This is a genomic window from Arcticibacterium sp., from assembly GCF_055134445.1.
In genome coordinates this window covers 1-18,178 of sequence record NZ_JBSRVI010000097.1, presented here as the reverse complement: position 1 = coordinate 18,178, position 18,178 = coordinate 1, and the positions used below count along the sequence as shown (strand labels likewise).

Genomic DNA, 18,178 nt, shown 5'->3' with positions numbered 1-18,178 from the left:
GCTACCAAAATCGGAAATTCATAACTATCTATAGTAGAGCATATTAAAAGAAAAGTGTGGTGCGAAGCTATTTTTGCATATACCTGTATATCAGATATTTAACTCATTTAGCTGTCAAACTCAGGAGTAACGGAAAGACTTTCTGGTTTAATTAAGAATAAAGACCTCAGTCAATACATTTTATAAATAATTATTCTGAAGATGCTTTATGCATTATAGAGCATCTTCTTCTTGTAGCCATTAAAGTGAACGGCTTATCGTTAGTTTAAGGTTAGTTAGATTGTAAAGGCCTAGTAGCTCCTAAGGAGCGAAATCCCTCCAAAAAAGCAGCAAAAGATTAATTAATTCTGTGTGATATTGTACTGAAGCAAGCATGCATTATTGAGCACCTAAATGTTTAATTAGAGTCACTATATCTTTCTCTATCTTCATATTTAATTTTTCGGATGTAACCTTGTGCATAGCTGCTTTGCTAAAATTTTCTAAGGATTTTAGAAAAGACTTTCTTTTTGTAACTAAGATTAATTTGTTACCCACCACTACGTAGAACTTCTCCTTTTTTTCATATACCCCTTCATAAAGATTCGCTTTAGCAGAGCCATAACCGTTGTCTACGTCAGATTTACTCACAGAATAATTACAATCATATTGTTTAAGAAGCATGGGTTGGGTATGTACCAAGGTTTCATAATAGTAATCTCCCGCTCCTTGAAATTCTTCTTTATAGTTTGAGAAACTATGTCCATTAATAATGAATTCGGTGGGCTTCAATTCTACCGCGTTTGAATTGGCATTTTTTGAGTAATACACACTACTACGCACCAGATCATATGCCATAAGCCCTTCTACGGGTTCACTGCCCGGTAATACTACTTTACCCTTAAACCAGCCATTATTTAAATAGGGCGTTCCCATATAATATCTCTCAAAAGATTGTGAGCTATTTAATTTCACATTTCTAGTATGGTATTCTGAAACTAAAATGGTATCTCCTTCGGCATTGACTTCTATTCTGGAACCGGTAGAAGCAGAGTTTACTTTATCCATAAAATAGGCGGCATTGCTATTTTGGCTAAATGCCAAACATGGACCTAGTAAAAATAGTACGGCGATGTAGATTTTTTTCATGTTAAAAAGTTTTCGACAGGGTATTTATGTTCTAACGAAAATAATAAAAATATCCTATATATCGTAAGTAAACATGGCTTTACGAAGCAACTAGCTGGCTTAATATGAAAGTTATAATACCCTCTGATGAAAAGGTTTATCTAGGTATTTAATAGGCTACTTAATCTCCCTTGAAGCCCTCCGGAATGGTATATGACTATTTTAGAATCTTTCTGGAAATGTCCCTTTTCTATCAAGTCAAAAACACCGAAGCAAAGTTTGGCAGTGTAAACTTGTTCAAGTTGGATATGGAATTTAGATTCAAAGTCTTTAATGAAATTGCGTAAAACATTGGTGTGCTTTCCATATCCACCAAAATGATAGGACTCGAAAAAGCTTAAGTTTTCTGGATGTTTGCCTAACAGGTTTTCAATGTCGGTTTTTAGGAAACCACCATTTTTAAGAACAGGAAAACCATAGATATGGCCTTTGTACGTTTTATTTGAAAGAACTCCAGCGGCTGTGCCTCCTGTGCCTGCGGCTAAACAAAAATGTGTAGGTTCTATTTCTGTTAAAATTTCATTCAATATTTCTGAGCAGCCCGGTAATGCCAAAGCATTACTTCCCCCTTCAGGTAAGAAAAAGTGATTTTGGGATATGAATTTCTCCATTAACTCCGCTTTATCCCTATAAGCTGTTCTGGTGACAAAATGCAGTTTCATGCCAGATTTTGCAGCAAAAGCTAAAGTAGGACTAGAATTTTCATTCAGTTCATCACCTCTAATGATAGCTTCCGACTTAAAATTGAAAAGTTTGGCAGCAGCAGCTAATGCATAAATGTGATTGGAATACGCTCCGCCAAAACTTATTAAAGTATCTTTTTTTTGTTTTCTAGCGGCTAAGAGGTTGTATTTCAGTTTTCTATATTTGTTGCCAGAGAGCTCAGGATGGCATAATTCGTCCCTTTTTACCCAAACTTCAAGGCCCTTTTCTAAAAAAAGAGTGCTTTCAATTTTTTGTAATGGCGTAGGACTAAGAATGTGTTTTTCAAAAACCAATTTTAAAGCGGTAACTTGCGACCTAAAATTAAAGCTTTTTGGAAGACATACATATAGAAGACGATCAGGAAGACGATGAGTTGTTCGAACATCTCAATCTAACCGCAGACCCAGGCCAGACGCCAATGAGGGTTGATAAATTTATTGGGCACCATACCAATAGTTCTAGAACTAAGATACAACACGCTATAGATAGCGAGTCTATAAAAGTTAATGGTAGCATTGTAAAAGCCAGTTATAAAATTAAACCCGGCGACAATGTTATTATTTCTTTGGCAAAACCACCTAAAGAACCTTCAGAGGTATTGCCAGAAAACATTCCTCTAAATATTACTTATGAGGACGATAGCCTTTTGATAGTCAATAAAGATGCGGATATGGTGGTTCACCCAGGGTATAATAACTGGGATGGAACGCTTGTAAATGCCTTGGTTTATCATTTTGATAACTTACCAACTTCCAAAAACGGTGTCATTAGACCAGGTTTGGTTCATAGGATTGATAAAGGAACAACAGGCCTATTGGTGATTGCTAAGACAGAATATGCCATGCAATATTTGGCGAAACAGTTTGCCGACCATAGTACAGAACGAACCTACTACTGTATGGTGTGGGGAGAACCAGAAGAAGATAAAGGAACGATAAATGCTAATCTGGGTAGAGGTTTTAAAGACAGAAGAATTTCTGAAGTCTTTCCAGAGGGTGATCACGGAAGGGTGGCTATCACGCATTATGAGGTGATAAGAAGAATGAGATATGTGAGTTTGATTAAATGTAACCTAGAAACGGGGCGTACGCATCAAATTAGAGCTCATATGAAATTTATAGGTCATCCGCTTTTTGGTGACGTGACTTACGGTGGCGATAAGCCCTTGAGAGGGAATATGTTTACCAAGTATAAGCAGTTTGTAGACAATTGCATGAAAATAATGCCACGTCAGGCACTACATGCCAAATCTCTTGGATTTAAACATCCTGAGTCTGGTGAATGGATGCAGTTTGATTCAGAATTACCGGACGATTTGGTGGAGCTTATTGCAAAATGGGACCATTACGTACAGCATAACTAAAGAGGAAATATTTCTTCTTGGCTATATTTATAAAAACAATTATGAGTCTGATTTCTCTGGAAGTCCAACTGATAATTGTTTTTCATTATTTTAGGATCATTTAGCCATATGAAATTTAGGAATGGAACCATACAACCAACCCCAGTTTGACAAGAAACTATTATTAGAAATAGTAAAGATGAGAATGCCTTTTGGTAAATATAAGGGTGTTTTGATTGCAGATTTACCAGTGTCTTATTTAGAGTGGTTTATGAGAAAAGATGGCTTTCCAGAAGGAAAACTGGGAATGCTTATGGCAACTACTTTAGAGATAAAAAGCAATGGTCTGGAAGAAATAATTTGGAAATTAAAAAAGTTGGCCACCAAATGAGGTCATTATAATCATGAAAAAAAGCGTAATTCTTTTATCGCTATGCCTTTTTAGCGGATTGGCTTATGGCCAGAAATTCAAAAAGGTACCCGAGTCTAAACTACAATCTTCTCTTGTAGAAAAACACATTAGATTTTTAGCTTCCGATGAGCTCATGGGGAGAAAAACAGGACATGCAGGAAACAATTCAGCTGCCAGATATATTGCAGAAGAATTCAGAAGCTATGGCATGTCGGCCATCAATGCAGGCTCTTTTTATCAGACTGTACCATTTGAGATGACCTATCAGCCAGAAACTGCGGAAATTAAAGCAGGTGCTGCGGTCTTAAGAGCCAGTGAAGATTTTCTCTTAATGAACGGTGGAGGAATTCATCAAAAAGGTCTTGAAAAGGAACATTTAGGCTATGGCTGGGTTGCTGAAGATGGCACCTATGATGATTATAAGGATGTGGACGTTAAAGGTAAGGTTGTGGTTGTGCAGATAGGAACACCAGAAACGAAAGGCTTTAGAGAGATGATGGCTGCATCTAAAAGAAAGGAGAAAATAGCCAAAGAAAAAGGAGCAGTGGCTCTCATTGAGATCTTTAATGCCCCAATACCATGGGGAGTTTTGGTTCAAAACTTTGGAGACGGTAGCATTAGTTTAAAAGAAGAAGATAGCAATGAGTTTACAAGGTTTTTGATTTCAGCAGAAACTGCAAAGAAAATATCAAAGAGTGTAGTAGACTTGATAGACATTAATACGGATGCCATTATTAAGAAGTCGGCTTCTAGCCAAAATGTTATAGGATTAGTAGAAGGCTCAGACCCCGAATTGAAAAAGGAATATGTGGTTCTCAGTGCCCATTATGACCATATAGGCTTTCACGAAGGGGAGGATTTACCAGACGATTGGATTTTCAATGGAGCTAGAGACAATGCCATAGGTGTAGCGGGTTTGTTATCCGCAGCTCAGAGTTTGGCTACTAAGCCAGCAAAACGCTCGGTTTTGTTTATTGCTTATACAGGAGAAGAAATAGGATTAAGGGGAAGTGGTTATTATGCTGAGAACCCATTGGTGCCATTAAATCAATGTGTTTTCAATTTAAACATTGATGGTGCAGGATATAATGATAAAACAAAGATTACAGGAATAGGTATCGCTAGAACGGGTGCCGAAGCTGAAATCAACACAGCCGTGGAGGCCTTGGGTTTATCGCTTATTGATGACCCTACACCTGAATTAGGCCTTTTTGATAGGTCAGATAATGTAAGATTAGCGGCAAAGGGTATACCCGCTCCTTCTTTTTCTCCAGGGTTTACTTCTTTTGACGATGAAATTGCCAAATATTATCATAAGGAAGCCGATGAAGCTGAAAGTTTGGACTTTGCTTATTGCACAAAATTTTGTCAAGCTTATGCTTTTGCAGCGAGGTTAATTGCTAATAAAAAAACAGCTCCTCAATGGATAAAAGGCGATAAATATGAATCCGCTGCAAACGAACTATATCGGAAGTAGATTTGTAAATATTAAGGAATTTAAAGGATTTATAGAGGTTTCCTAAATATCTGCTGTAGTCTTCCTTTTTTTGTCCTAAAAATCTATTATTTATGTAATACAAATTTTGTTTTGGCTTCAAATTATAGTGTTTTTTCACTAAATTCGCAGCCTGATTTAAAGATTATCGAATTCATTATTTTATAAAGAGAAACCCATAATGGCCGAAACTGCTAAGCTGACACTAGGAGGCAAAGAATACGAATTTCCAATATATACTGGTACTGAAGAAGAGAGTGCTATTGACATTTCGAAATTAAGAGGACAATCTGGATATATTACTATCGACCCAGGTTATAAAAACACGGGAGCTACCACTTCTGCCATTACTTTTTTAGATGGTGAAAAAGGTATCTTAAGATATAGAGGATATTCTATTGAAGAGTTGGCAGATAAGGCTGATTTCTTAGGAGTTTCTTATTTATTGATATACGGTGAATTACCAAATAAAGCACAATACGATAAGTTTGTGAATGACATCACTCGCCATACCATGGTGAATGAGGACATGAGAAAAATATTTGATGGTTTTCCTGTGAATGCACACCCTATGGGTGTTATGTCTTCATTGGTAAGTGCCATGAGTGGTTTTTATCCAGAGTCTTATAATAAAGACACTGAAAAGGATATAGACCTTCATATTATTAGATTAATGGCGAAAATGCCAACTTTGGCTACTTGGTGTTATAAAAAGTCTCAGGGGCATCCTATCAATTACCCAAAGAATAAACTGGATTATTGCTCAAACTTCCTTCAAATGATGTTTGGACTTCCAGTGGAAGATTACACGGTAAATCCGATTGTATCGAGTGCATTGAACAAACTATTGATTCTTCATGCAGACCACGAGCAAAATTGCTCTACTTCTACAGTAAGATTGGTAGGTTCTTCTCAAGCGAATTTATATTCTTCTATTTCTGCTGGTATTTCAGCACTTTGGGGACCTCTTCATGGCGGTGCAAACCAAGCGGTGATTGAGATGTTAGAATCCATTAAAGAAGATGGTGGGGGAGTTGAGAAGTATCTGAATAAAGCTAAAGATAAAAACGACCCGTTTAGATTGATGGGTTTTGGTCATAGAGTATATAAAAACTTTGACCCAAGAGCAAGAATTATCAAAAAGGCTGCGGATGAAGTTTTAGAAGCTTTAGGAATTGATGATCCTATTTTAGAAATAGCGAGAGGTTTGGAGGAAGCGGCTCTTAATGATGAATATTTCATCTCGAGAAAGCTTTATCCAAATGTAGATTTCTATTCTGGAATTATTTACAGAGCCTTAGGAATCCCTACCAACATGTTTACTGTGATGTTTGCTATTGGTCGTCTTCCAGGTTGGATTGCCCAGTGGAAAGAATTACGTGAAAACGGTGAGCCTATTGGTCGCCCACGTCAAATATACACGGGAGAAAAAGAAAGAGCCTTTGTGGATATTGAGAACAGATAATATTCCCATATGGATATAAAGCAAAAGAGAGTGGCCAAATGGTCACTCTCTTTTTGCTTTTTAAGGATCGAGTAGTTTTAAGATTTAAGCTCTTGAACGAACCGCGTCTAAGAAGGCATCTTTTCTTCTTCTGCTTATCTCCGCGTTTAGGTTATTTATAAGTCTAACCATTTTTACGCCCCCATTCAATTGAATGCTGGATATATGGTCTAAGTTTACCATATAAGATTTGTGTGTTCTGAAAAATGAAAATTTAGTAAACGTTTTCTCCATTTCCTTGAGTGTTTTGGAAATGATAATCTGCTCTCCATCCTCCATAGAAACCTCAGTATAATTGGCATCTGCTTTAAGAAGCACAATTTCACTTGGGCTTACATGCCTTTTTCCGATTAATCGTATTTCTGTTTTCATGTAGTTATGGAAAATTTATGGTTGAAAGTCTTATAGATGACCCGCGAACTTCTGGAATGGTTGGAAGTATCAAAGAAATAATTTAAAATAAACCCAATTAAATTGAATTTCACCCTTTTATCCTATTTGATTAATTAGATGATAAAGCTTGCTTACTTTTGAGTAGAAAAATCAGAAAATTCAGTGAGTAATATTTTAGAAATTCGGCATATCGTTAAGAATTATGCCAGCCACCGTGCTTTAGACGATGTAAGTATATCTGTCCCTCAAGGAATAATTTTTGGTCTATTGGGGCCAAATGGAGCAGGCAAAACCTCCTTAATTAGAATAATCAATCAAATTACAGCACCAGACGCTGGTGATGTTTTGATAGATGGGGAGCATCTCAGTCAAAAGCACATTTATGACATCGGTTATTTGCCAGAAGAACGTGGTCTTTACAAAAAGATGAAAGTAGGAGAGCACCTGATTTACCTGGCTAGGCTTAAAGGATTGTCAAAGGCCGAAGCCATGGAGAAATTGAAAGAATGGTTTATCAAATTCGATATAAAGACTTGGTGGGATAAACCGGTGGAAGATTTATCGAAGGGGATGCAGCAGAAAATTCAATTTGTAGCCACCGTCCTTCATAAGCCTAAACTACTTATTCTTGACGAACCTTTCAGTGGTTTTGACCCCATTAATGCCAATATTATCAAGGATGAGATTTTGGAATTAAAAGCCAATGGCAGCACTATTATCTTTTCTACGCATAGAATGGAGTCTGTGGAGGAGCTTTGTGATAATGTGGCTCTGATCAATAAGTCTAAAAAGATTTTAGATGGCTCTAAAGCAGAATTGAAAGAAGCCTTTAAGACGAATACTTTTGAAATTGAATTTGAAGGAATATTAAACGCCAATGAGCAGGTCTTTTCAATTTTGAATACACAGGAAGGAGAGAATGGCATCATGAAAGGGCAGGTGAGGCTTAATGAAGGCGTGGGTACTAACGACATGATTAAAACACTTATGGAGCAAGTGGAGCTGAAAGGTTTTAATGAAAAGATACCTTCAATGAACGACATTTTTATAGCAGCGGTAAACGGTGAAAAAGCATAATTTATAAGACATGAAAAACATTTTACTAATTATAGAAAGAGAATATTTAACTCGCGTTAAAAAGAAGAGTTTCATACTGCTCACGGTTTTGGTACCAGTGTTGATAATGGGTATGTATGCGGCTATATTTTTTGCGATTATTAGTGGAACTGAATTAAAGAAAATTGCAGTAATAGATGACAGTGGGCTGTTTATAGATAAAATAGAGACCACCAAAGAGTATGAATTCTCTTTTAGTGATAGGGACTTAAACGATGCCAAAAGCAATTTCGCAAAAGAAGGAACAGATGCACTTGTTTTTATTCCGGAAAACATCATGGATCATCCAAATGGTGTGAAGATTTTTGCGGAAAATGGCGTGTCTTTGGATCTGCAAAGCAAAATAGAAAACAGTATTGAAAGGGAAATAGAAAACATCAAACTTTCGGAGGCTGGAATCGCAAGATCGGTGCTCAAAGATTCTAAAATAAACGTTAATTCTGAAACCATCAGTATTCAAGAAGGAGAAGAGAAAACAAGCAGTTCGGGTGGAGCTACGGCCATTGGTTTTATTACGGCTTTTTTAATTTATATGTCTATTTTTATTTATGGCGTGCAGGTGATGAGAGGCGTAATGGAAGAGAAAACCAGCAGAATAGTGGAAGTTATTATTTCCTCTGTAAAGCCTTTTCAACTTATGATAGGTAAAATTATAGGGGTGGCTCTTGTGGGTTTAACCCAGTTTACGCTTTGGATTATTTTTGTCATAGCCTTAATGTCTGTAGCAGGAAAAGTGCTAGCACCTAAAATGCAAGAGGTTTCTAATATTAGTGCAGCACAGATGCAAAATTTGCCACCAGAAGCCAGAGAGGCAGCAGAAGCCCAAATGCAGAGTGGAGTTGGTATTAACGGAGCATTGCCAGATGTGATGCAGGCCATTGAAGCATTGCCAATAGGAACAATAGTCGTTTCTTTTTTATTCTATTTTTTAGGGGGGTATTTGCTTTATAGTTCACTTTTTGGAGCTGTGGGTTCAGCAGTAGATGGAGAAACGGACACGCAGCAGTTTGTGCTTCCTATCACTCTACCCATCATTGCGGCCTTTATTATGGCTCAGTTTGTTATTAAAGACCCACACGGTCCATTGGCATTTTGGGGTTCCATGGTACCTTTCACTTCACCTATTATAATGATGGTAAGGATTCCTTTTGGGGTGCCAGTATGGCAAATCGTACTCTCTATTTCCTTGTTAATTGGTGGCTTTATTTTTACAACCTGGTTGGCATCTAGAATTTACCGTATAGGCATTTTGATGTATGGAAAAAAGGTGACGTGGAAAGAACTTTCTAAATGGATTTTTTATAAGGGCTAGAAAAGCTTATTTAATAGGAAAGAAAAAGGCGAACCATGGATTCGCCTTTTTCTATAATGTCACTATTTGTTAGTTATATGCTCTCCATAACGCCTCCTTCTGGCACTTCAAATACTTTTGTATCAGGAATAGACTTCAGGAATTTAAAATCAGAGAATATTCGTTTATAATTGGTGTTCTCTTCACCCATCGCCCCATCTTTCCATGCGAAATTTCGCATGCTACCAGGCATCATAATACCATTAATGCTCTGATAATCGGAGTAAATTTTCGCACTATTTATTCCAGCATTTTCTTTGTCGAAAAATGATACGGAATAAGTCAAAATCTCTAAAAGTGAAGTGCTAGGGTCTATGTATAAATAGTAAACATCTTCTGGAGTTAATCCTATTTCAGAACCAAAAGTAACTTTCAGTGTTTCGTATGCTTTTTCATTTATGGTGGTTTCTCCATCGTAAAATACATGGACACCATTATCTTTTAAAACAAAAGGAATAGCCACAAAGTAAAAATCTAGGTTATAGTAAAAGGCTGCCGATTTACCGGGTACTTTTTCTGCGTTTGGAAGAGACCAAGCAACTTTTCCATCAAAACCAATTTCGAAGTCTTCGGCTTTAGTGTATGTTCGTCTATCCTGTAGCTGCGTAATTTGATATAGCGACTTACCACTATTTAGTAAGTTATATGATAAGCCTTCAAAGCTGTTCCAAGTATCAAGACCACCATGAGCTGCAACGGTTTTGTCTAATAGTTCTTGTCCTTTTATTTCTTCTGGACTAAGGTTTTTTTCTTGCGTTTGTTTATTTTGACAAGACAATATGGCAAGCGTGAATATTGAAAATAAGACGTATTTGATTGAAGTTAACATTTGGTTTTAGGAATAAATTGGTAAAAGAATAAGAACGGTATATTTATGTCAAAGGATTTGCTAAGAATGACTTTTGTATCCGAATCTTGTTTTTCTGATAATTAATATTTGGAAACTATTATATTCACATCGATTAAATTAGTAAATAGGCAGATTTAAACTCAAAATGTCCGATTTAGAATCATTGTTTCAGTTTATTCATCATATCTCGCCTATATCTGCTGAGACCCAAAAGGCGTTTGAAAAACTTTTTAAGCAGAAGCATTTGAAAAAAGGAGAGGTTTTCATTGAAGCAGGCGTTTATGCCAGAGAAATGGGATTTCTGAAATCTGGAATTCTACGAGCATTTTATAGAACTGCAGACGGTAAAGAATATAACAAACACTTTTTTCATGAACCCTGTTTTATTGGCGGTTACGCTTCTTTTATTTCTGGCCAGCCAAATCAAATTATTCAGGAAGCACTAACAGATTGTGAGATTTGGGTAGCAGATTATATTAAACTGACAGATTTGTACGATAATCACCCTGACTTAGAAAGGATGTCGAGAAAGCTGGCGGAGTATTTTTTTGTTCAAAAAGAGCAGCGTGAGCTTGAAATTGTACTCTTAGATGCTGATGAAAGATACGTTATTTTCCAAAAGCAATTTTCCCATTTAGAACAACAAATTCCTCAATATCATATTGCCTCTTATTTAGGTATTACCCCCACTCAGTTAAGTAGAATTAGGCGAAAGCGGTGATTTCTTTACATATGTAAATGTGCAGCAAATATCAAGACTCGATATTGCAGCATGAAAAAGACATTTACCATTCTGATTTTATACAGAGCCTCTCATCTTTGGCTTAGCCTTACCCGAGAAGAATGAGCAGACGTAGTTGAAAAGGAAATAGCTCTTTTGCTAAATAAATTTAGCAAAAAGCTACATGTTCGTTTTTTTGATAGTGAAGCGTTTCATGCCGAAACCTCCGATTTTATCATTATAGAGTCTGCGGAGCTAAACGACTACTATTATTTCATGGAACATCTTAGAGATACCAGCCTTTTTGGTAAACCTTATATTGTATTAAATGATATAATCATGGGTCTTGAAAATGGGTTTAAAAATTTTGAAGAAAATGAAGCTAAGTAAAAACAAGGTTCTAATAACGGGTGGTAGTAAAGGAATTGGTCTAGCCATGGCTCAAAAGTTTTTGGCTTTAGAGAATGAAGTCATCATAGTAGCTAGGAATTTAGACGGCTTAAAAAGTGTACAAAAGGAGCATCCTAAGCTTATAATTTATCAATCTGATTTAACTCAGCTTGAAGCGATGGCAACTTTAGTCACTTTTATGAAGAGAGAGCATCCGGACTTAAATATCTTAGTCAATAATGCTGGGATACAGCATAACTATAGTTTTTTAGAAGAAAGTGATCTGCCAAGCAAGATTGAAGAAGAGTTTCGTATCAATCTTTTAACGCCTATCCATCTGATTACAGCTTTGTTGCCAGTATTAGAGTCGAATGAAAACTCTGCTATTGTAAATGTAAGTTCAGTCTTGGGGATTGTGCCAAAGGCAAATGCTGCAGTTTACTGTGCTTCAAAGGCGGGTTTACATATTTTTAGTCTATCGTTTCGATATCAATTAAGGAAGACAAAGCTTTTTGAACTAATTCCACCACTTGTAGACACACAAATGACTGCTGGGAGAGGGACTGGGAAGATTTCGCCAGAGTCTTTGGTAAATACATTTTTCAAGAGCTTTGAAAACGATAATTACGAGATTAGCGTTGGCAAAGTAAAACTGCTCAGACTAATCAATAGGATCAGCCCGAGCATAGCTGATAGAATAATGAAAACTAATTATAAATCTAGTCCTAAAAAGGGATAAGGATTAAGACAAACGGATTTATAGTGTTCTAAATCACTTTCTGAACACACCCCGGGGAAATCTCCCACATGACCTTCCATGGTATTCATCACCTGAAAGTGTACGTGCGGCGGCCAGTTGCCGTTTTCTGGAAAAGAGCCAACTTCTGCAAAATGCTCTCCTTTTCTTATCACTTTTCGGTTTTTTAGTCCTTCTAACGATGCTAAGGAAAGATGCCCAAAAAGGTAGAAGGTTTTAGTAGCCATAGACCTTAAAATAATGGTAGGACCATAATCACCATTTTGAGCATTGTTTTTGAAGCTGTGAATAGTACAGTTTTCTGGGCAAAAAAGAGGGGTATAAGCATCCATCCAGATATCGACACCTAAATGATGTGAACGCTGTTTGTCACCTTGAAAGTGACTTTTTTGATTATAGACCACTCTGTTTTCCAACCAGCCACCGAGGCCTACTTTAACATTAGCTTGCTTTAATTTGTCAGAAACGTATGTATTAAAGGCTTCTATATCTTCAAAGTTTATCGTTTCTAATGCTTTGTTTTCTTTGGTAAAGTCCAGTTGGAGGTATTGACCAGGCTTAAGGTCGAAAGGCGTAATGCTAGCGTACATATTTCTAAAAAGGAACCCATTTAAATTTGATTACAAAGATTCAGAATAAGTATTTAAAACTTAAAGGAATTTCTGCATTTTAATATCGGACCTAGCATACTGGCTGTTGCCTAAATCCACCTGCTCGAAGCCTGCTTTTATATAAAGAGAAATAGCAGACTTTAAGATAGAATTGGTATAAATAATAAGTTTTTGTGCTCTTAAAATCTCCGCATGAGTGATGGCATGTAAAAGCAATTGTTTTCCAATTCCTTTGCCTTGGAAACTTTCATAAACCGCCATTTTACCTAACTCGTAGGTGGTGTCGTTGATTCTTAATAAAGAAACCGTACCAGCTATTTTGTCTTGATAGCTGGCTAAAAAGACGTAACCGCCCTTTTCCAAAATTTCGGTTTCAGGATTATTGAGCTGAGTGATATCTGAAGGCTCTAAGTAGAAATACTTTTCTAACCAAGCCACATTCAGGTCTTTGAAATGATGTTTGTTTTCGTCGTTAAGACTTATGATTTTCAGCATATCGGTAGATTTTGAAGAATGTATTTAGTCTCTTTTAGTTCCTCTTAGTACATCTATACCTGATGGGAGTGGGTTTCCTGACGTTCTTCTAAAGCTTACTACTTGTCCTATATGCCAGAGGGCATCTTCTATAGGGCCATTAATGATATTCCAAAATGGGCTTTCAGAATTACCTTTAGCACTTTCAAAAACTAACTTTTGATTTTCAGGGTCTAGTTCATGTCCTCTTAAATATTTTGAGGCTTCTTCTAGTTTGAAGAGTGTTTTAGTTCTTAATTCTTCAAAGTTATTTGGCGTTATACGCTTTGAGGAATTAGTAGAAACACCCAATATGGCGTTTCTCGTCATATCTGTTAAATCATATATGTGATTTAGAGTTTCTAGGGTACTTCTTCTCTTGTCGCCATCTGGGCTATATTCTAAATCTTTTTGCTCTAGTCCAAAGGTGGCCCAATAATATCTAAAGCCAAGACCATCAATCATTCGAGCTAAGAGGTGACTGCTAGAATAGCTTTCTGGAGCATCTGGAATTTGATAGAAATAATCTGTCTTTTGTGACATGCTGTTAAAGTAGGAAATGCAAAAGATTAGAAGGAGAAGTTTTTTCATTTTTAAGTGTTTGGGTAAGGACATTTTATCTTTTTCAATAGTTGCTTGAATTCTTTAGAAAGTAGCGGTGAGCTGCCGAAAATTATCTGTGCCAAAGCAAAAGAGCCTAACACTTTGCAAGTATTGGGCTCTTTTTTTGATGTTAACGGGTGTGTTTAATAAGGATAATTTCTGCTATTCAGATTCTAATTGAAAGAATATGGGCATGGTGAAGTAAACATTTACTGGCTTCCCGCTTTGGAACCCAGGCTTCCATGTTGGCATAGTATCCAGTATTCTTAGGACCTCTTCATCTGTGCCGTAACCTAAACCCTTAAGTATCGAATAGTCTCCAATCGACCCATCTTTTCTTACTACGAACTTTACAAAAACTCGTCCTTCAACTTTGGCCCTTTGTGCCGCGGCTGGGTACCGAATTTCAGAATTAATAAACTTGTAAAGTTCACTGACTCCACCGGGGAACTCGGGATTTTCTTCTACCGCTGTGAATATTTCACCTGCGGTGGTAGGCTGAAGTTCTGAGTCGTTATCTACGCAGGCAGCAGCCAAAACCATCATACCCATAAATAAGGGTGCAATTAACCCGTACTTTAGTAAAGCCGTTGTCCTCGACTTTTCTTTAGTGAGCATTTGTAGTCGCGTTTTTAAGATAGACTGATTAAAAAAGTTATTAATAAGTACATTCGTATTGGTTTTAAAATGAGAACCCACCAGAATCTGTGCATAGGCTTTTTTAGAGCCTAATATTTGAGCAGCTTGTTCATCTGCCAAATACTCGTGTACCAACTTAATTTCTTTTTGCATGAAATGAGCTACTGGATTAAACCAGCAAATCACCCCTAAAAGCTCAAACCAGAAGACATCCAAAGAGTGATATGCCCTGCTGTGCACCTCTTCATGATTTTTTATGGTTTGGTAGTTTTCTAAGTTCTTATCAATAAATATCTTTCCAAAAACAGAGAAGGCCTGTCCTTCTAGATTCTTAATGCGGAAAAGCTGCTGAAGCTTAAAAAGACCAATACTAAAACGCAATAAACCAAAGCCAAATCCGAAGAAATAAATACTAGCCAATAGTAAATTCCAGTTCCATGTAGGGCTTTCTGAAAGGTTGTCAATGGTAAACTCTTGTAATGGAATGACAGCCACTGCGGTGGAGACTTGTTCTGTCAATGACCATGATTGAATGATGCCCATTTGTAAGAAAGGTACTCCAAACGATAAAATGGAAGCCATCATCAGGTAAGCCCTATTGGCATTATAAAAGGTTTCTTTTCTAAGTACAAACCAATAGAATGCGAAGGTGATAATAAGGTATAAATTTACCTGAAGGAGATAATTAATCCAGTTCATAAGTTTAGTATTATTTCAGTGTGAGGCATTTTTTATAATGAAATGCCTGGTTATTACTGTCAATTCATCTAATCTTTCATCTTTTCAATCAATTTCATGATGGCATCCGCCTCTTTAATGTCAATTTTTTGTTCTTCCACAAAATAAGACACCATTTGACCTACACTGCCATTAAAATAACTCGACATGAGTTTATTAGACGCAAATTTTCGGTATTGGTTTTTACTTACCAATGGAAAATATTCATAGGTTTTTCCGTAGGCTACATGGTCCACAAAACCCTTTTGCTCAAGAATCCTTACAATGGTAGATACCGTGTTATAAGCAGGTTTTGGAGTGGGTAACCTTTCGATAATATCTTTTACAAAGGCCTTCTCTAGTGTCCAGAGTTCCTGCATTATTTCTTCTTCCGCTTTTGTTAAATCTCTTAATTCCATTTCACGTGTTTTTTTATATCGATATTCGAAGATAGAACTAATTCATTAGTTTACAAACTAATAAATTAGTTATCTTGGTGTTTTTGTGTTTTAATATTTTGAAGCCATTATAATATGGTCTAATCATCTGCTGTCGATAGGTTTGACGGATGGCTAAGTTAATATCGATATATTTTTTACTATTTTTGACCAAATACAAACTAAAAAACTAAGCCTATTTTATATGAATTCAAACGAGAAAACTCTTTTCGGGCAACCGATGGGACTTTATGTCCTGTTTTTTACAGAGATGTGGGAGCGATTCAGCTACTACGGTATGCGTGCCATTCTTCTTTTATTCTTGCTAGACTCCATAAATGGTGGTCTGGGATTAGATACAGGAGATAGTGGTGCTGTTTATGGTCTTTATACCGCATCTGTTTATTTGCTGTCTTTACCAGGAGGTTGGGTTGCAGATAATTTAATAGGTCAGAGGAGGGCTATTTGGTATGGTGGTCTTACCATTATGATTGGTCATATTGTCTTGGCTTTTCCGGCTGGGCAGCCTATTTTCTTTTTAGGCTTAGCAGTAGTGGCTTTTGGTACGGGTCTTTTAAAACCAAACATTAGTACCATCGTAGGTGAGCTTTACCCAGAAGGTGGAGGAAGAAGAGATGCTGCATTCTCTATATTCTATATGGGTATTAACCTAGGTTCTTTCTTAGGAATTACCATTGTGGGTTATTTAGGTCAAAAAGTAGGTTGGCATTATGGTTTTGGAGCTGCCGCCGTGGCCATGTTTTTAGGACTAGTTGTTTATAAGATATTTGGAACCAAATATTTGAAAAACCTAGGTATGGAAGTCAAAGTGAAAGAAAGCAGTGTAGGCTTGGACGGTAACCATGTGAAAGCCGGCAATATTAAACTAACATATACTTTTATAGCTATTTTTGTTGCTTTGATGGTTTTCTTTGCAAGCAATGGCACTTTCATTTGGACGGGTAAATCGGAGGTTGTTCAGTCTATAGGTATCATTATAGCTACTTTATTGCCGTTTTATTTCTTAAACATGATTTATGCTTCAGGCTTAAATAAAGTGGAGCAGAAAAGGGTGGCCGTATTGGTGGTATTGTTTATCGGTGCCGTTACTTTCTGGGCAGGTTTTGAGCAGCAAGGTTCTACTTTACAGATTTTTGCCGATAGGCATTCAGAACTGCCATTTGGTATGCCATCTAGTTGGTTTCAGAATTTCAATGCCATTTTCATTCTAATGTTTGCACCTGTTTTAGGAGCATTATGGATATGGTTTGATAAGAAAAATATCAATTATTCCACTCCCGCTAAATTTGGAACGGCCCTTTTATTCTTGGCTCTTGGTTTTTATGTCATGGTTTTGGGTTCTAAAGTGGCCGTAACGGGAGCAAAAGCATCAGCCATGTTTTTAACGCTGACTTTCTTCTTTCACACCATTGGTGAGTTATGCTTAAGTCCGGTAGGTTTAAGTGCTTTTACCAAACTAGCACCAAAGAAGTTTATGAGTCAGCTGATGGGGATATGGTTTGTGGCCACTTCCATGGGGAATCTGATTGGTGGGCTTTTTACAGGAGGTTTTGATGAAGAAAACTTAGCTCAAATGCCAGAATTATATATGATGGTGGTTTGGTCGTCGCTTATTATAGGTGTTATTATTTTATTGCTTTCTAAGCCAATTACCCGACTTATGGGTGGCGTGAAGTAAAACAACATACCGTTTTAATAGATTTATTTATGGCGTTAAGGATAGGATAATGGTATAAACTGTTATCCTATTTTGCCTTTTAAACATTTAGATTTCAAATGAATATTACAGTTAGAGAAGCTCAAAAAGATGATGTGACGGCCATGATGGCACTTGTAAAAGAGCTGGCCGTTTACGAAAAAGCTCTGGAAGAAGTAAGCAATACAGAGGAAGAAATGCTTAAAGATGGTTTTGGTCCAAATCCTATTTTTGGGGCATTTGTGGCTGAGACGGAGAAGGAGATTATAGGTATCTCTATCTATTATTATAGATATTCAACATGGAAAGGAAAGCGGATCTACTTGGAGGACATCGTTATTAAGGAGTCTTTTAGAGGCCACGGTGGTGGTAAATCATTATTTGATGCCACCATAGAAAAAGGGAAGAAAGAGGGTTGTACAGGAATGATGTGGCAAGTGCTGGATTGGAATAAATCTGCTATTGGTTTCTATGAAAAGTACGGAGCCAAGTTTGACGAAGAATGGGTGAATTGTCATTTGGATTTTAAGAGGTAACATGGCTTAGATGTTTCCTTTAAAATGTTAAATAATTTGCTTTATATAAGGAGTTTGGGTTGATTTATGAAAGAAAACTATCTGCCAATGAAAAAGCTTAACCTTCTTTTGTTTTTTGTAAGCTCGGTGGCCATGGCTCAAATTCCTTATACTCAAAAGGAATCTTTGATGAAGGAATTTCAATATGGAAGTCCAATGAAAC

General features: G+C 36.8%; 19 protein-coding genes and 1 pseudogene. 11 read left to right on the top strand and 9 right to left on the bottom strand.

Annotation, left to right across the window (positions count from 1 at the left end):
- Window positions 1-378: 378 nt before the first annotated feature.
- Window positions 379-1,128 carry a hypothetical protein gene (locus ACTBZY_RS12785; RefSeq protein WP_463046722.1) on the bottom strand — a complete coding sequence of 250 codons (750 nt, stop codon included), beginning with the start codon at window positions 1,126-1,128 and terminating at the stop codon, window positions 379-381.
- 140 nt (window positions 1,129-1,268) lie between these two features.
- A complete protein-coding gene (locus ACTBZY_RS12780; RefSeq protein WP_463046721.1) occupies window positions 1,269-2,165 on the bottom strand; it encodes a 1-aminocyclopropane-1-carboxylate deaminase/D-cysteine desulfhydrase in 897 nt (298 codons plus the stop codon).
- A gap of 38 nt (window positions 2,166-2,203) precedes the next feature.
- On the opposite strand from ACTBZY_RS12780, the gene ACTBZY_RS12775 reads away from it, so the two are divergent.
- The 4 genes from ACTBZY_RS12775 to ACTBZY_RS12760 all read left to right on the top strand — a co-directional run bounded on the left by ACTBZY_RS12775 (window position 2,204) and on the right by ACTBZY_RS12760 (window position 6,586).
- The gene (locus ACTBZY_RS12775; protein WP_463046720.1) at window positions 2,204-3,235 is read left to right on the top strand and encodes an RluA family pseudouridine synthase; all 1,032 of its coding nucleotides are present in this window, start codon (window positions 2,204-2,206) and stop codon (window positions 3,233-3,235) included.
- A gap of 121 nt (window positions 3,236-3,356) precedes the next feature.
- A complete protein-coding gene (locus tag ACTBZY_RS12770; protein ID WP_463046719.1) occupies window positions 3,357-3,605 on the top strand; it encodes a DUF3820 family protein in 249 nt (82 codons plus the stop codon).
- 13 nt (window positions 3,606-3,618) lie between these two features.
- The gene (locus ACTBZY_RS12765; protein ID WP_463046718.1) at window positions 3,619-5,103 is read left to right on the top strand and encodes a M28 family metallopeptidase; all 1,485 of its coding nucleotides are present in this window, start codon (window positions 3,619-3,621) and stop codon (window positions 5,101-5,103) included.
- A gap of 199 nt (window positions 5,104-5,302) precedes the next feature.
- Window positions 5,303-6,586 carry a citrate synthase gene (locus tag ACTBZY_RS12760; RefSeq protein WP_463046717.1) on the top strand — a complete coding sequence of 428 codons (1,284 nt, stop codon included), beginning with the start codon at window positions 5,303-5,305 and terminating at the stop codon, window positions 6,584-6,586.
- An 84-nt stretch (window positions 6,587-6,670) separates the two neighbouring features.
- Here the strand turns inward: ACTBZY_RS12760 and ACTBZY_RS12755 are convergent, their stop codons facing one another.
- The gene (locus ACTBZY_RS12755; RefSeq protein WP_463046716.1) at window positions 6,671-6,997 is read right to left on the bottom strand and encodes a LytR/AlgR family response regulator transcription factor; all 327 of its coding nucleotides are present in this window, start codon (window positions 6,995-6,997) and stop codon (window positions 6,671-6,673) included.
- A 183-nt stretch (window positions 6,998-7,180) separates the two neighbouring features.
- Here ACTBZY_RS12755 and ACTBZY_RS12750 point away from each other — a divergent pair, with 183 nt between their 5' ends.
- Both ACTBZY_RS12750 and ACTBZY_RS12745 read left to right on the top strand, forming a co-directional pair.
- Window positions 7,181-8,095 carry an ABC transporter ATP-binding protein gene (locus tag ACTBZY_RS12750; protein ID WP_463046715.1) on the top strand — a complete coding sequence of 305 codons (915 nt, stop codon included), beginning with the start codon at window positions 7,181-7,183 and terminating at the stop codon, window positions 8,093-8,095.
- Window positions 8,096-8,105: 10 nt separating this feature from the next.
- Window positions 8,106-9,446 carry an ABC transporter permease gene (locus ACTBZY_RS12745; protein ID WP_463046714.1) on the top strand — a complete coding sequence of 447 codons (1,341 nt, stop codon included), beginning with the start codon at window positions 8,106-8,108 and terminating at the stop codon, window positions 9,444-9,446.
- A gap of 73 nt (window positions 9,447-9,519) precedes the next feature.
- On the opposite strand, the gene ACTBZY_RS12740 is transcribed toward ACTBZY_RS12745, so the two are convergent.
- Entirely contained in the window at window positions 9,520-10,314 is a 795-nt protein-coding gene (locus ACTBZY_RS12740; protein ID WP_463046713.1) for a DUF6503 family protein, read from the bottom strand.
- 166 nt (window positions 10,315-10,480) lie between these two features.
- Here ACTBZY_RS12740 and ACTBZY_RS12735 point away from each other — a divergent pair, with 166 nt between their 5' ends.
- The 3 genes and pseudogenes from ACTBZY_RS12735 to ACTBZY_RS12725 all read left to right on the top strand — a co-directional run bounded on the left by ACTBZY_RS12735 (window position 10,481) and on the right by ACTBZY_RS12725 (window position 12,185).
- On the top strand, window positions 10,481-11,056 hold the full coding sequence (locus tag ACTBZY_RS12735) for a Crp/Fnr family transcriptional regulator (protein WP_463046712.1): 576 nt from the start codon (window positions 10,481-10,483) through the stop codon (window positions 11,054-11,056).
- A gap of 141 nt (window positions 11,057-11,197) precedes the next feature.
- A pseudogene (locus tag ACTBZY_RS12730) lies at window positions 11,198-11,446 on the top strand (darcynin family protein); the annotation flags it as partial.
- The gene (locus ACTBZY_RS12725) at window positions 11,433-12,185 is read left to right on the top strand and encodes an SDR family oxidoreductase (RefSeq protein WP_463046711.1); all 753 of its coding nucleotides are present in this window, start codon (window positions 11,433-11,435) and stop codon (window positions 12,183-12,185) included. The pseudogene ACTBZY_RS12730 and the gene ACTBZY_RS12725, both read left to right, overlap by 14 nt.
- Here ACTBZY_RS12725 and ACTBZY_RS12720 read toward each other — a convergent pair.
- The 5 genes from ACTBZY_RS12720 to ACTBZY_RS12700 form a co-directional block, all read right to left on the bottom strand.
- A complete protein-coding gene (locus tag ACTBZY_RS12720; RefSeq protein WP_463046710.1) occupies window positions 12,158-12,793 on the bottom strand; it encodes a peptidoglycan DD-metalloendopeptidase family protein in 636 nt (211 codons plus the stop codon). The two genes, ACTBZY_RS12725 and ACTBZY_RS12720, sit on opposite strands and share 28 nt — an antisense overlap.
- A gap of 60 nt (window positions 12,794-12,853) precedes the next feature.
- Complete coding sequence (locus ACTBZY_RS12715; RefSeq protein WP_463046709.1) at window positions 12,854-13,309, bottom strand: GNAT family N-acetyltransferase; 456 nt, start codon at window positions 13,307-13,309, stop codon at window positions 12,854-12,856.
- A 24-nt stretch (window positions 13,310-13,333) separates the two neighbouring features.
- Complete coding sequence (locus ACTBZY_RS12710; RefSeq protein WP_463046708.1) at window positions 13,334-13,918, bottom strand: DinB family protein; 585 nt, start codon at window positions 13,916-13,918, stop codon at window positions 13,334-13,336.
- A 174-nt stretch (window positions 13,919-14,092) separates the two neighbouring features.
- Entirely contained in the window at window positions 14,093-15,268 is a 1,176-nt protein-coding gene (locus tag ACTBZY_RS12705; RefSeq protein ID WP_463046707.1) for a M56 family metallopeptidase, read from the bottom strand.
- Between the two features lie 68 nt (window positions 15,269-15,336).
- Window positions 15,337-15,705, bottom strand: a complete 369-nt coding sequence (locus ACTBZY_RS12700; RefSeq protein WP_463046706.1) for a BlaI/MecI/CopY family transcriptional regulator — start codon at window positions 15,703-15,705, stop codon at window positions 15,337-15,339.
- 223 nt (window positions 15,706-15,928) lie between these two features.
- Here ACTBZY_RS12700 and ACTBZY_RS12695 point away from each other — a divergent pair, with 223 nt between their 5' ends.
- Both ACTBZY_RS12695 and ACTBZY_RS12690 read left to right on the top strand, forming a co-directional pair.
- Window positions 15,929-17,422, top strand: coding sequence for a peptide MFS transporter (locus tag ACTBZY_RS12695; RefSeq protein ID WP_463046705.1), 1,494 nt, complete (start codon window positions 15,929-15,931; stop codon window positions 17,420-17,422).
- A gap of 98 nt (window positions 17,423-17,520) precedes the next feature.
- Window positions 17,521-17,976 carry an N-acetyltransferase family protein gene (locus tag ACTBZY_RS12690; protein WP_463046704.1) on the top strand — a complete coding sequence of 152 codons (456 nt, stop codon included), beginning with the start codon at window positions 17,521-17,523 and terminating at the stop codon, window positions 17,974-17,976.
- Window positions 17,977-18,178 lie beyond the last annotated feature (202 nt).

Coding starts and splice junctions, on each gene's coding strand:
- ACTBZY_RS12770 (WP_463046719.1), top strand. CDS start 3,357: ATGGAACCATACAACCAACCCCAGTTTGACAAGAAACTATTATTAGAA.
- ACTBZY_RS12740 (WP_463046713.1), bottom strand. CDS start 10,314: ATGTTAACTTCAATCAAATACGTCTTATTTTCAATATTCACGCTTGCC.
- ACTBZY_RS12720 (WP_463046710.1), bottom strand. CDS start 12,793: ATGTACGCTAGCATTACGCCTTTCGACCTTAAGCCTGGTCAATACCTC.
- ACTBZY_RS12725 (WP_463046711.1), top strand. CDS start 11,433: ATGAAGCTAAGTAAAAACAAGGTTCTAATAACGGGTGGTAGTAAAGGA.
- ACTBZY_RS12690 (WP_463046704.1), top strand. CDS start 17,521: ATGAATATTACAGTTAGAGAAGCTCAAAAAGATGATGTGACGGCCATG.
- ACTBZY_RS12755 (WP_463046716.1), bottom strand. CDS start 6,997: ATGAAAACAGAAATACGATTAATCGGAAAAAGGCATGTAAGCCCAAGT.
- ACTBZY_RS12700 (WP_463046706.1), bottom strand. CDS start 15,705: ATGGAATTAAGAGATTTAACAAAAGCGGAAGAAGAAATAATGCAGGAA.
- ACTBZY_RS12715 (WP_463046709.1), bottom strand. CDS start 13,309: ATGCTGAAAATCATAAGTCTTAACGACGAAAACAAACATCATTTCAAA.
- ACTBZY_RS12710 (WP_463046708.1), bottom strand. CDS start 13,918: ATGAAAAAACTTCTCCTTCTAATCTTTTGCATTTCCTACTTTAACAGC.
- ACTBZY_RS12705 (WP_463046707.1), bottom strand. CDS start 15,268: ATGAACTGGATTAATTATCTCCTTCAGGTAAATTTATACCTTATTATC.
- ACTBZY_RS12745 (WP_463046714.1), top strand. CDS start 8,106: ATGAAAAACATTTTACTAATTATAGAAAGAGAATATTTAACTCGCGTT.
- ACTBZY_RS12785 (WP_463046722.1), bottom strand. CDS start 1,128: ATGAAAAAAATCTACATCGCCGTACTATTTTTACTAGGTCCATGTTTG.
- ACTBZY_RS12735 (WP_463046712.1), top strand. CDS start 10,481: ATGTCCGATTTAGAATCATTGTTTCAGTTTATTCATCATATCTCGCCT.
- ACTBZY_RS12695 (WP_463046705.1), top strand. CDS start 15,929: ATGAATTCAAACGAGAAAACTCTTTTCGGGCAACCGATGGGACTTTAT.
- ACTBZY_RS12765 (WP_463046718.1), top strand. CDS start 3,619: ATGAAAAAAAGCGTAATTCTTTTATCGCTATGCCTTTTTAGCGGATTG.
- ACTBZY_RS12760 (WP_463046717.1), top strand. CDS start 5,303: ATGGCCGAAACTGCTAAGCTGACACTAGGAGGCAAAGAATACGAATTT.